The following is a 12,287-nucleotide window of genomic DNA, read 5'->3' as shown; positions in this document are numbered from 1 at the left end:
ATGCCCATCGTCTCGCTCATCGCCAAGCCCGGCCAACTGGATCCCGCCCTCGTAGACAATCTGCGCAATGCATGGGGCGGTGGAATGGCGGTTTGGCTTGCTCCGGATGAGGCCGCAGAGTTCCCTTTGGCTGACAGTCCCAGAAATTTTGACGAGGTTCGCGCCTCGATCCAAGATCAGGCCGATCTCAACATTGTGCCCGATGACAACCGACAAAAGCGCATGTTGCTGGCCGACATGGACAGCACCATGATCCAGCAGGAATGCATTGACGAGCTTGCCGAAGAGGCTGGCGTCGGTGCTTATGTCAAAGACATCACCGCCCGCGCCATGAATGGCGAACTGGACTTTGACGGAGCGCTCACAGAACGGGTGGCCTTGCTCAAAGACTTGCCGGAAAACGTCATCGATACTGTGGTTGCGAACCGCATCACCCTGATGCCCGGCGGCAAAACACTATTGGCAACGATGAAGGCCAATGGAGGCTACGCAGCGCTTGTGTCAGGGGGGTTCACCGCCTTTACATCGCGTGTCTCAAAGCTTCTTGGCTTTGATGAAAACCGCGCCAACACGTTGTTGATTGCCGATGGCAAACTGACCGGCGGAGTTGGCCTGCCGATTTTGGGCCGAGAAGCCAAAATCGAAGCGCTTGAGCAAATCTCAGAGCGGTTGGGCATCACAGAGGCCGACGTGATTGCCGTCGGTGACGGGGCCAACGATCTGGGCATGCTGGGACGCGCGGGAATGGGCGTTGCGCTGCATGCCAAACCCAGCGTACAGGCCCAATGTGCGTTGCGGATCAATCACGGTGATTTGACGGCGCTCTTGTATCTGCAAGGGTATCCCAAAGCGGACTTTGTCTAAGGCGTTATTGATCACACAATCCGGCGACGGGGCGAATGTCACCCGTCACCAACCCGTCCCAGTTTGTCACCGGCGGGTTTAAGAAGCGTTTGACCTCGGGGTTTTCAGCCTCCAGCACCCCAAGCCGCACCAATACCGCCGCAATCGCACAATTGGACGCGCGGGTTGCCCCATCTGCGATTTTCAAGGCAACACCCAAACCACGCCCAGGAATAATGGCAACAAAGAACCCTTCGGCCCCGGTTTTGATCGCCACAGGCTCTTTGGCCGCGCGCATCAACCCTGTGCAAGCCCGCGTTTCACCAGCAACCAGCTCTGGATAGGCGATCATGCCTTCGGTTAACTGCTCGGCCGCCGACGACATCGCATCGCTGCGCTGGCCAGCGCTTGCGAAAAAGGCCATCGCACGGGCCATCCCATGCATGGTGGTCGCGAAATTCGGGGCCGAACAACCGTCGATACCAAAGCCGGGGCTTTCCGCATCGGTCACGGTTTCAAACGCCTCGCGCACCGCTTTTTGCACCGGATGCAACAGATCAACATAATCAGGCCCAGCGCCAAGATGTTTGGTCAGGGTCAGAAAACCCGAATGTTTACCCGAGCAATTGTTATGCACACGACAGGGTTTTTGATCGGACCGGATCATCTCGAACCGCAACGCCTTGTCGCGCGACGCCTCTGTTCCGCATATCAAATCGTCACCATCCAGGCCCAACTCCGCCAGCCACGCGTTCACAGCCTCCACATGCAGCGGAGCGCCCTGATGCGATGCACAGGCCAAAGCCAGGCGATCAGGACCAAGACCAAACGCCTTGGCCGCGCCCGACATCACCAAAGGCAGAGCTTGAATCATCTTGGAGGAGCTTCTGGGCAACACCACGGCATCAGGGTCGCCCCAGGCGTCCACAATACCACCACTGCTATCACAGACCACGGCGTGCCCCATATGTTGGCTTTCGACAAAGGGGCCCCGGTGAATTTCGACCATCGGTTCAGGCGCGCGCATCATAGGTTCCTCGGGCTTAAGCAATATTCTGCCAACAGGGCTTTTCGTTTTTGGTTGTTTCAGGCTATTGTCATGCCGTCGAGAGAAAATATTTTACGCATGGGCTAAGTCGGGACAAAGCCGGACAAGCTGGGCGCAAAACGAGTGTAGAGGCAAGACAGCTTGGAGGCTGCAAGAATGATTTCAGGTCTTGGTCGCGTGATCGGAGCCGGCGCAGTAGCGCTGATGCTGACCGCAGGTATGGGCAGCGCGCAAGAAGCGAGCACAAACCGTGTAGATGCCATGACCGATTGGTCAGTCTTTGAGGGCGACAGCCCCAAGGAATGCTGGGCGGTCTCTACTTACAAGGAAAGCGTGAACACGGATTCGTCAGGCCGCATCAAAGCGGTGACCCGTGGTGATATCCTGTTGATGGTGTTTTACCGTCCAGGCGCGGGTGTCAAAGGACAGTTGGCCTTTACCGGTGGCTATCCTTTTGCCAAAGGGTCAACCGTGAATATAAACATCGGCGGCACTCAGTTTGAACTTTATACCGAAGGTGAATGGGCCTGGCCTGCCACACCGCAGGATGACGCCAAAATCATCACAGCGATGAAGCGTGGAGCGAATGCGGTACTCAGCGCGAAATCGGGCCGTGGCACCATCACCAAAGATACGTTTTCACTACTCGGCTTTACTGCCGCTGTTGAAGATGCCAGCAAACGCTGCCCCTAAGGCACTTTGAGATCTGAATTTAGAACAGGCGGGGGTTAAACCTCGCCTTTTTCTTGGTCTTCCTCAAAGCCTTCGCGCAGCACGTAATCACGCAGGCGCTTGCCCGGTTCATCTATGAAACTGCGCCCGGCATCGAGAACACCACGCATCCGATCAATTCGGAACACCCGAAAGTCGTCACGCGTTTCACACCATGCGGTGCAGGTCCAAACCTGGCCCCAATATTCCATCTGCAGCGGCCGGATAAAGCGGCGGCTTGTCTGGCCATCGGCGCGGGCATAGTCAATTTCCAACACCTGTTTTTCGCGGATCGCGGCGCGCACGACCGGCATATGTGCAAAACTGGCCTGAAGCGAATCCACGCCGAAAATCGCCATTCCCCAACCTTCGGCGGGCGGTTTACGGGCTTCGGGCATGACCTGATCCACTTTTTCGACCAGGCGCCGCGCAGCACGCTGAAGCTCGGGATCGGCAGAACGTTGCACCAAGGCCGCCCCCAAATGCAGCGCCTCAAGCTCAACTTCGGTCAAGGACACAGGCGGCAGGAAAATCGGAGCCCGCAGGATATAGCCGACGCCCCGTTCACCTTCGATTGGAATGCCAGACCCAATCAAGGTTTCAATATCGCGATAGATTGTACGGACCGACACTTCCAGCACCTCCGCAATGTCCGTCGCCTTGTGCAAACGGCCATCGCGAATGATCTGGATAATCTCAAAGAGTCTGTCGGTCCGCCGCATGATTTAACCCAAAGGTCAGTCTTCGCGCCCGGTCACGGTGAAGTGTTGCATTTCAAGAGTGCTTTCATCCAGCACGGCAACAAGGTCGGCCAGCTCCGGGTATTTGTCGACCTTGAATTCCTCATGCACCGCCAAAGCCGATGCCATGTCTTGCCATTCGACAATGTCGGCAAAGACACCATCTTCGGTATGGGCCAGTTTTCTCGACACAAATCCCGGCTGCGCCGTCGCAAAACTCAGGGATTTGGCCCAGGCGGCCAGTGCTTGATCAGGGGTGACGCCGTCTTTGACGCGATAGCGAACGATTTCTAGGACTGACATGTTTTCTCCTTATATCTGTCACCCCCCTTGTGACGCATGCCAACTGACAACACCCTGTCAGTTACCATTCATGCTCAAAGACATTTTCTTTTCATGCCTTTTCGTGTAAACGCGGCGTCTGACCCTCCCAAGACTCATACAGAGATCAAAGCCATGCCCGCCGACGCGCCAATCACGCAGGACGTATTGACCATTCCCCGCAAGCTGCCCGAGGGCGGGAAGCAAAACCTTGTCGGCCTGACCCGCGCTCAAATGCGCGAGGTGCTGATTGAGGCCGGGACCAAAGAAAAACAGGCCAAAATGCGCGTCGGGCAAATCTGGCAGTGGATTTACCAATGGGGCGTGCGTGATTTCGACAGCATGACCAATCTGGCCAAAGATTACCGCGCCATGCTGGCCGAGACCTTTGTCATCGAGATTCCCGAAGTGGTGTCCAAGCAGGTCTCTGAGGATGGCACACGTAAATACCTTGTGCGCATTGCTGGCGGCCATGAGGTTGAGGTCGTTTACATCCCCGAAGAGGGGCGCGGCACGCTGTGCATCTCATCCCAGGTCGGCTGCACATTGACCTGTACGTTCTGTCACACTGGCACCCAGAAACTGGTGCGCAACCTAACCGCAGGAGAGATCATTGGTCAGGTCATGATGGCCCGCGATGATCTTGACGAATGGCCGACACCCGGTGCGCCCAAGGATGAGACCCGCCTGCTCAGCAACATTGTGTTGATGGGTATGGGCGAGCCTTTGTACAATTTCGACAACGTGCGGGACGCGATGAAAATCGCGATGGATCCCGAAGGCATTCAGCTATCGCGCCGCCGGATTACGCTGTCGACCTCTGGCGTTGTCCCCGAGATTGCCCGCACGGCTGAGGAAATCGGCTGTTTGCTGGCGATTTCGTTCCACGCGACCGAAGATGAGACCCGTGACAAGCTGGTGCCGATCAACAAACGCTGGAATATCGAAGAACTACTGGGCGCCTTGGCGAGCTATCCCAAAGTGTCGAATTCCGAACGGATCACATTTGAATATGTGATGCTGCATGGTGTGAATGACACGGACGAAGATGCCCATCGCCTGATTGAGCACATCAAAAGCCACAATATCCCGGCCAAGATCAACTTGATCCCTTTCAACGAATGGCCCGGCGCGCCATATAAGCGGTCGTCCAACAACCGCATCCGCGCCTTTGCCAATATCATCTATCAAGCGGGCTATGCCTCGCCCATTCGCAAAACCCGTGGCGAGGACATCATGGCCGCCTGTGGTCAGCTGAAATCGGCAACCGAACGCGCGCGCAAATCCCGCAAACAGATCGAAGCAGAGGCCGGTCTAAACACTTAAGCCTCACCACTTAAGCCTCAACACTTAAGTGGTGAGATCGTTAGGTGTCTTGACGATTAAAGGACTCAAAGGTTTCGCGCATTTGGTCTGGGTCGGCAGTGTGGTTGGTAAAAAGCTCAAAGCTCAGCGCGGCTTGGTGAACAGCCATGCCGCGCCCTGACAAACACTGGCACCCAACCTCTTTGGCTTCGCATAGCAATTGGGTCTCCAGCGGAAAATACACAATATCCACCAACCAATGACACGGAGTCAGGTATTGCTTTGGGATCGCAGAACCAGGGTGGGATGCCATGCCCATAGGTGTCGCATTCACAAACCCATCGACCGGGCCGAGCTCTGACAAATCTGTCACCACCCGCACAGGTCCACCAAGCATATCAGCCAATCCGACCGCCAATTCTTTGGCCCTGTCGCAGATCAAAAGCTCTTTCACACCGAGATCAAGCAGGGCATTGGCCACGGCAAATCCGGCCCCGCCCGCCCCAACAACAACAGCCGTATTGAGCGAGGCGTCGGGCAACCCTTCTTGGAAACCGGCGGCAAAGCCGGGGCAATCCGTGTTGTGGCCGATGCGGGTCTCGCCTTCAAAAACCACGGTATTGACCGCCCCCACCTGTTCCGCAGTCGGCGAAAGCTGATCAAGCAACCCAACCACAGCTTGCTTGTAGGGATGGGTGATATTCAAACCCGAATAGCCGGCCGCCTGTGCAAGATCGAGCAACTCGGCAAGGGACCGGCTGTCATGGTCGGTATCGAACAGATCATAGCGAAGCTCAAACCCTTGCCGCTCGGCTTCGGTTTCATGCATGGCAGGACTGCGGGACACTTTGATGCCCTGTCCTATCAGCCCGACCTTGATACTCATGTCAGCGGCACCCGCAGCACACCGGCGGGTGGCAAACTATGTCCATCCACCTCTTTGGGCAACGTTGTGTGGTTAAACCAAAAACGTTCGCTCGCGGTTTCGCGGGTGCGGACGCCTTCTGGCATTTGGCGCATGTCCACCCCTGCCTCTGCGCCAATAAGCGCGACCAAACGGTCCATCGCGACCGGGTCGCCCCAACCGGCCATATAGGTCAGACGCCCCTGACGCATCGCCACGGGTGCTCCGGTTTCGGTTTGCATCATCACCTCACCCGAACCTTCGATCTCTTCGATGTAGCGGGTGACGGACCCTCCGTCCTTGAGTGCCAGCGGCATATCAGGCCGGAGCGTTTCAAGCCGTGCAACCGTAACATCCAACCCCGGCATGGCCGGTGGCAAAGGCGCGTGCGGCATGAGAAAATCAGCGTCCCGTGCAGCGGTACGCGGGCCAAGCACGACCTGCGCGTCGCTCTGGCTCAGAGCGGCCTTGATCGCATCGGGCATGTGCATCAGACCGGGGGCAAAAACCGCAGCATAGCCAGAAAATGCATCGGCACGCAAAGGAACCACGTCCACAGTGATCCCGGCGCGTCGCAGCGCGCGATACGTATCGAGAACCAGGAAGAAATAGCTCAGCCCTTTGCCCTGCGGCTGAACTCTCCACATCCAGTCTGATACATAATCAAAGACCAACGCCACTGGGGCTTGTTTGGGCTGTACCTCAGGCGCGCTGACCAGCTCATCGCGCACTTGACGTGCTTCGTGAATTGCGGGGGCGTCTTGGCTGTCGGGGCGCAACAGACCCGCATGCAATTGCTCTTGGGCAAACGGGGCCTGCCGCCAACGGAAATAACACACGGCCTCAGCTCCGTGGGCAAAGGCTTCCCATGTCCACAAGCGGACCATCCCCGGCAACGGAGCCGGATTGTAGGGAGCCCAATTCACAGGGCCGGGCTGCTGTTCCATCACCCACCAACGTCCCTGCTCCACAGGTTTGTTGCCCTTTGCCGCACCAACAGCGCGATAAAGATCATGGTGAAACGCCTGAAAATCGGGGTCGCCTTGACGCGCGTAATCAACTTGATGTTCAGGCGTGGCATCAAGGCGATCTTCTAAAAATCCGAGCGGATAGCTGTCCCAACTGGCGATATCGAGATCGGTGCCGACGTCGTAGTGATCAAAATCAGTGATCTTACCCATATAATTATGGGCGATCGGAGTCGGTGAATTTGCGCGAATAACGTCGGTCTGAACCCGGTTGAACATCACAACCTGATCAGAACAAAACCGATGAAATGCCAAAAGATGCGCCGGGTTTGGTTCGGTCACCGTCAAATTCGGCAAATCTATCTGATCAAAGGAATTGTATTCCATCGACCAAAAGATATTCCCCCATGCGTCGTTGAGCGCGTCGACACTCCCATATCGCGCGCGCAGCCAGTCGCGAAAAGCAAGGCGGGCCGCCTCAGAATAGCTTAGAACCGTGTCGTGGCATCCGTATTCATTGTCGGTCTGCCACGCAGCGATATAAGGGTTGGGCCCATAGCGTTCCGCGACAAGGGTCACAATGCGGCGGCATTCTTCAAGATAGCCTTTGTGGCTAAAACAATAGTGGCGGCGCGAACCAAATTTGCGCGGGTTGCCGTTTTCATCAATGGCCAGCATGTCGGGATGTTTGTCGAGCACCCAACGCGGCGGCGTTGCCGTTGGGGTGCCCAAAACCACCTTGAGCCCGGCTTTGCCAAGCACGTCTATCGCCCGGTCCAACCACTCCCATTGCAGATCACCGGGGGTGGGCTCGATCCGCGACCACGCAAACTCACCGATGCGAACCCATGTCAGGCCCGCCTCAACCATACGTTCAGCATCTTGCTGCCAAATGTCCTCGGGCCAATGTTCTGGATAGTAGCAAGTCCCAAGGGTGCGCTTCATGCAATAACCTCATCATAGGCGGCGACGATATCCTTGGCCAAATCAGCGACCTGTGCCGCACTGTAACCGGGCTTGTAAATATTGGAACCGATTCCGAAGCCGGTCGCACCGGCCTTGATCCATTCGCCGAAATTTGACGGACCAGCCCCGCCAACAGCATAGGTTTTGGTGCCGGTTGGAAGCACCGCTTTGAGAGCTGCAAGACCATCGGTGCCCAGCTTGAAACCCGGAAAAAACTTCAACCCGTCCGCACCATTGCGCAAGGCGCTAAAGGCTTCGCTCGGAGTGAGAACACCGGGATAAGACAACATACCAGCGGCCTTGGTCGCGCGAATGACATCCGGGAATGCATCGGGAGACACAACCATTTGCGCGCCAATGCTGGCCAGTTTTTCAACTTGAGAGACCTCAAGAACAGTCCCTGCGCCAATGACCGCGCGATCCCCAGCATGGGCCACCATCGCTGCGATGCTCTCAAACGGTTCAGGCGAGTTGAGCGGCACTTCGATCTTGGTGATCCCGGCCGAGATTAAAACATCGGTGATGTCGATCGCTTCGGCGGGTGTCAGGCCACGAAGAATGGCAATGATTTCGCGTGTCATTGAGCTTCCTTAAAACTGGCGTAGGCGGCAGAGAGACCGCGCAAAGTGATATCTTCGGCACTGATCGCGCGGGGCATCGCCCCCTGTGCATCCAGCGCAGATGTGTAGGCCGAGGCAATGCCGTCTTCGCCCAAAACCGCAACATCGCGGCCAAGCCAATAGGGACGCGCCGCTGTAAGCTCCATCCCAATCAACTGACCGGACAGGCGGGCGCGGGCCTTATCTGCGCCCAAACCATGCAGAAGCGATTCCGCACGCAGGGCAAACAGATCGCTGCCAAGTGACGCCGGATGGGACATGCCCTCGGAAACGGCGGACAAAAACGCGTCGTTGTCCCAACCCTCTGAGGCCAAGGAATGGCGCAAAACCGATTGCCCCCCAATGAGGGCGAACAGTTCGCCGGTCATAAAGGTGCGGAAACTGACCACTTCCTTGGCGCTGATATGAACCCATTTGTTATGTGTTCCGGGCAAGCACAAAACGCCGTCGAATTCCGGTTCGCCGGCTAGAAACCCGGCAATTTGAGTTTCTTCGCCGCGCATGACATCAGCTGGCTTGTCTTGTTTGATCCCCGGCAAAATGTAGACATCAAGGCGGGCATCCTGCGTCGGCACTCTGGTCGCCTGCGCCAAAGATGGGGCCTCACATGGGGCCGTCGCATATGGGGCCTCGCGCCATCCTTGACGAGAGCCAGCCATACCACAACACAGCACGGGCACAGGCCCCGTTGCCGGAAGTGACTGGCCGATCAAATCGAGCAATGCCCCCTCGTAGTTGGCGGCGGTCAACTGACTCATGCCTTTGCTGGAAGTCGCACGAGACAAGACGTTGCCCGCATCATCCATCGTCCAAACGCGCAAGTGTGACGTGCCCCAATCCACCGCTATCCAAGCAAGATCACTCACTGTAACTCTCCCTCAAGTACCCACATGGTTTCGGGAAAACTCCATGGCAGGGTCAGGCCATGGCGCATCAAAAAGGTTCCGCTGAGATCAACCGGACCAGTCTTAAGCGCCGGGTTGGCGCGCGACAGGCCCGGTGCCTCGTCGCGATTTCGTAAGCAAATACGATAAGTTCCATCCGGTGTCAGCCCGGTTAAACGCAGCGGTTTTGGCAGGATTTGGGTGCCACTGCTGCATTTTCCCGCAAAGACCACGAAACGCCTGCCATCTTCAGCCAGGTGTTGCTCGGCGATCACCGCAGGATCGTGGCTATCGAGCCGCAGAATATCCGCCCTGCGCATCCAATCGCGATTGTCTTTCCACCAACGGGTCACGTCACGCAGGACGTGTGCCTCTTCGTCCGTCAATTCACGCAGGTCCATTTCAAAACCCATATGGCGCTGCGCCGCGACCCAGGCGCGAAAGCGAATGTCGATCATCCGGCCCGAAGTATGGCATTTGCGCGGCCCGACATGAGACCCAGTTACAGCCGACGGCAACAGCAACGCCGCCTCGTGCTGTATCCGCAAACGCTCCAGCGCATCGTTGCTATCAGACAGCCAAACCCGCTGGGTCTGTTGCAAAATCCCGGCATCAATCCGACCACCACCTGACGCGCAGCTTTCGAATTCGACGGAAGGGTGCGCCCGTCGCAAACGGTTCATCAGTTCCAATGTCCCATCGGCCTGCGACGCATCTGGCGCTGGCAGCAAACGGTTGTGATCCCATTTGACATAATCGATGTCATGCGCCTCTAAAACAGCACTGATTTTACCGAACAGGTAATCCCGAACCTCTTGACGAGACATGTCCAAGACCCGCTGCTGGCGCCCTTCTATCTGATCCTTACGACCAAGGATCCAATCTGGATGTGCGCGCGCCAAATCGCTGTCCATGTTGACCATCTCGGGTTCGAACCAGAGGCCGAATACCATCCCAAGAGATTGAACATGTTCAATAATCGGCGTTAGGCCATCGGGCCATTTACGCGGATCAATGTCCCAATCACCAAGGCTTGTGGTGTCATCATCGCGCGTCCCAAACCACCCATCATCCAGCACAAACCGCTCAGCGCCAAGATCGGCGGCGCGCTTGGCAATGTCTTTAAGCGTGTCCAAATCATGGTCGAAATAGATCGCTTCCCAGCAATTGTAATGCACAGGGCGCGCGGTATCAGGCTTGGGCCACGTCACCACATCATCACGGATGTGCCGTTGGAACGCCGTCGCGCATCCGTTCAACCCAGTGTCAGACACACTGAGCAAAAGCGGTGCCGTTTTAAATCGGGTGCCCTGCCCCTGCGTGCCTGTCGCATGGCCCCACTGGATGTGGCGGCGACCATCCGGCAGTTCTTCGGCCAACATGACATGGCCACCTGGCCACCCGTAATGCATGCCAAAAGCGATGCCTTGGGTGTTTGTGCATGCCTCTTCGCAGAAAAACGCAAGCGGTGGATGCTCGTGCCCCGAACGGCCTGTACGCGCCTCGCGTTTGAATATTCCGGGTTGCCACGCCTGCCGTTCGGCTTGGAACTCACCAATCCAACGCCCTGCAAAGTGGCGAATATCGCCAGATTGCGGTCCCGGCAACACCGGCGCGGCCAGATGGTGAAGCACGATTGGCTCGTCCGCCGTTAGCTCAGTTTGCGCGCAGATCACGCCATTCGCGGCCTCGAACACAAAACGCACCGACAGGCCAAGCGCTTCGTCGCGGGCGGTGAAATAATGTCCATCCTGGGCAATCAGCCGAAACTCAGGATGTAGCTGTCGCCCGTCGCGATAGGCGATCAAACCCGGCTGGGCGTGCAGGCTGTCACCTTCAACGGGGCAGAGCGAAATTGGCGGCAGGGCGTCAATCATGCCGCCCGTCACATCCACCCGAGCCTGCGCAGAAACCGCCTCAAGATCACAATCAGGGAGGCTTGGCCCCCAATAGACAGCAGCGGGAACGCCACCGTCCGAGGCCAGAACCAACGTCTGGCAAAGCGCATCAATCCGCCAAACCGTCACTTGACCGCCCCAAGTGTCAGACCCGCAATAAAGTGGCGTTGCATCAAGAAGAACATCATCACCGGTGGTAGCGCTGCGACGATCGAGCCCGCGCTCATCAGATGGTATTGCGCGACGAACTGCGAGTTAAACGACGTGATACCCGCCGTCACCGGCTGCGCATCTGGCCCCTGGGTCAGAACAACCGCCCAAAAGTAATCATTCCAGATAAAGGTAAAGATCAGCACCGCCAGTGCAGCAATCGCGGGGCGCATCAGCGGAAGAACGACGAACCAAAAGATCCGCCATTCGGCAACGCCTTCTACACGCGCAGCTTCGATCAGCTCAAACGGCAATGCGCGGATGAAATTGCGCATGAACAAGGTGCAAAACCCAGTTTGAAACGCAATGTGGAACAGGACCAGGCCCAGTTTTGTATCATACAGACCGGCGGAAACTGTTAGATCCCGGACGGGCACCATCAAGATTTGGAACGGCACAAAATTACCGGCAATGAACAGGAAAAAGATCAGCAAATTGCCTTTGAACCGGTAAATGCCCAGCGCGAAACCGGTCATGCACGACAAGGCAACCGCCCCTATCACGGTTGGAACCGTGATCAGGATTGAGTTCCACAGGTAGCGCGGCATGTCACTTTCAAAGAAGACCTTGCCGTAATTGGTGAACAGCTCAAAAGATGATGGCATGCCCCAGTAGTTGCCGTTGGTGAAATCCGACAGGGGTCGGATCGAAAACAACCCAACGGCCAACAGCGGCAACAGCCACATGATCAGCGCCAAAGGCAACAGGGTTTGATAGGTGATCTGCGCCCCGCGCGACTGTTTTTGAATAGGCGTCGGAAACATCTCAGAACTCCCCCAAATCGCGGGCAATGCGCCCATGTTTCGTGTTGATCGACAAAGCCTCATTGGACGTATCCTGCCGGGCGGCCTTGCGACGGTGTTTGGCTT

The 12,287-nt window shown here is 56.9% G+C and carries 12 protein-coding genes; 3 read left to right on the top strand and 9 right to left on the bottom strand.

Annotated elements, in window-relative coordinates:
* Nucleotides 1-864, top strand: coding sequence for a phosphoserine phosphatase SerB (gene serB / locus ACRBB0_RS00400; RefSeq protein WP_431372403.1), 864 nt, complete (start codon nt 1-3; stop codon nt 862-864).
* Nucleotides 865-868: 4 nt separating this feature from the next.
* Here the strand turns inward: serB and ACRBB0_RS00395 are convergent, their stop codons facing one another.
* Nucleotides 869-1,870, bottom strand: coding sequence for an asparaginase (locus tag ACRBB0_RS00395; protein WP_431372402.1), 1,002 nt, complete (start codon nt 1,868-1,870; stop codon nt 869-871).
* A gap of 177 nt (nt 1,871-2,047) precedes the next feature.
* On the opposite strand from ACRBB0_RS00395, the gene ACRBB0_RS00390 reads away from it, so the two are divergent.
* Nucleotides 2,048-2,584: an invasion associated locus B family protein gene (locus ACRBB0_RS00390; protein ID WP_431372401.1), complete on the top strand. Its 537-nt coding sequence runs from the start codon at nt 2,048-2,050 to the stop codon at nt 2,582-2,584.
* 35 nt (nt 2,585-2,619) lie between these two features.
* Here the strand turns inward: ACRBB0_RS00390 and ACRBB0_RS00385 are convergent, their stop codons facing one another.
* Both ACRBB0_RS00385 and ACRBB0_RS00380 read right to left on the bottom strand, forming a co-directional pair.
* Nucleotides 2,620-3,324 (bottom strand): helix-turn-helix transcriptional regulator, encoded by a 705-nt coding sequence (locus ACRBB0_RS00385; protein ID WP_431372400.1) that lies wholly within the window; start codon nt 3,322-3,324, stop codon nt 2,620-2,622.
* Nucleotides 3,325-3,339: 15 nt separating this feature from the next.
* Nucleotides 3,340-3,645, bottom strand: coding sequence for an antibiotic biosynthesis monooxygenase family protein (locus tag ACRBB0_RS00380; RefSeq protein WP_431372399.1), 306 nt, complete (start codon nt 3,643-3,645; stop codon nt 3,340-3,342).
* 153 nt (nt 3,646-3,798) lie between these two features.
* Here ACRBB0_RS00380 and rlmN point away from each other — a divergent pair, with 153 nt between their 5' ends.
* Nucleotides 3,799-4,989: a 23S rRNA (adenine(2503)-C(2))-methyltransferase RlmN gene (gene rlmN, locus ACRBB0_RS00375; RefSeq protein ID WP_431372587.1), complete on the top strand. Its 1,191-nt coding sequence runs from the start codon at nt 3,799-3,801 to the stop codon at nt 4,987-4,989.
* 40 nt (nt 4,990-5,029) lie between these two features.
* Here rlmN and ACRBB0_RS00370 read toward each other — a convergent pair whose 3' ends face one another.
* The 6 genes from ACRBB0_RS00370 to ACRBB0_RS00345 are packed head-to-tail and all read right to left on the bottom strand — an operon-like array spanning nt 5,030 to nt 12,182.
* Nucleotides 5,030-5,854: a shikimate dehydrogenase gene (locus ACRBB0_RS00370; RefSeq protein ID WP_431372398.1), complete on the bottom strand. Its 825-nt coding sequence runs from the start codon at nt 5,852-5,854 to the stop codon at nt 5,030-5,032.
* Complete coding sequence (locus ACRBB0_RS00365; RefSeq protein ID WP_431372397.1) at nt 5,851-7,785, bottom strand: beta-galactosidase; 1,935 nt, start codon at nt 7,783-7,785, stop codon at nt 5,851-5,853. Before ACRBB0_RS00365 ends, ACRBB0_RS00370 begins: the two co-directional genes overlap by 4 nt.
* Nucleotides 7,782-8,387, bottom strand: coding sequence for a 2-dehydro-3-deoxy-6-phosphogalactonate aldolase (locus ACRBB0_RS00360; protein ID WP_431372396.1), 606 nt, complete (start codon nt 8,385-8,387; stop codon nt 7,782-7,784). Before ACRBB0_RS00360 ends, ACRBB0_RS00365 begins: the two co-directional genes overlap by 4 nt.
* Nucleotides 8,384-9,292: a 2-dehydro-3-deoxygalactonokinase gene (locus tag ACRBB0_RS00355; RefSeq protein WP_431372395.1), complete on the bottom strand. Its 909-nt coding sequence runs from the start codon at nt 9,290-9,292 to the stop codon at nt 8,384-8,386. The genes ACRBB0_RS00360 and ACRBB0_RS00355 overlap by 4 nt, the downstream gene beginning before the upstream one ends.
* Complete coding sequence (locus tag ACRBB0_RS00350; protein ID WP_431372394.1) at nt 9,289-11,337, bottom strand: alpha-galactosidase; 2,049 nt, start codon at nt 11,335-11,337, stop codon at nt 9,289-9,291. The genes ACRBB0_RS00355 and ACRBB0_RS00350 overlap by 4 nt, the downstream gene beginning before the upstream one ends.
* The gene (locus tag ACRBB0_RS00345; protein ID WP_431372393.1) at nt 11,334-12,182 is read right to left on the bottom strand and encodes a carbohydrate ABC transporter permease; all 849 of its coding nucleotides are present in this window, start codon (nt 12,180-12,182) and stop codon (nt 11,334-11,336) included. The genes ACRBB0_RS00350 and ACRBB0_RS00345 overlap by 4 nt, the downstream gene beginning before the upstream one ends.
* Between the last annotated feature and the right edge of the window lie 105 nt (nt 12,183-12,287).

This window comes from Pelagimonas sp. (assembly GCF_050633425.1).
Lineage (GTDB): Bacteria > Pseudomonadota > Alphaproteobacteria > Rhodobacterales > Rhodobacteraceae > Pelagimonas.
Note: the sequence above shows the minus strand (reverse complement) of the source record. Positions and strands in the feature narration are given on the sequence as shown.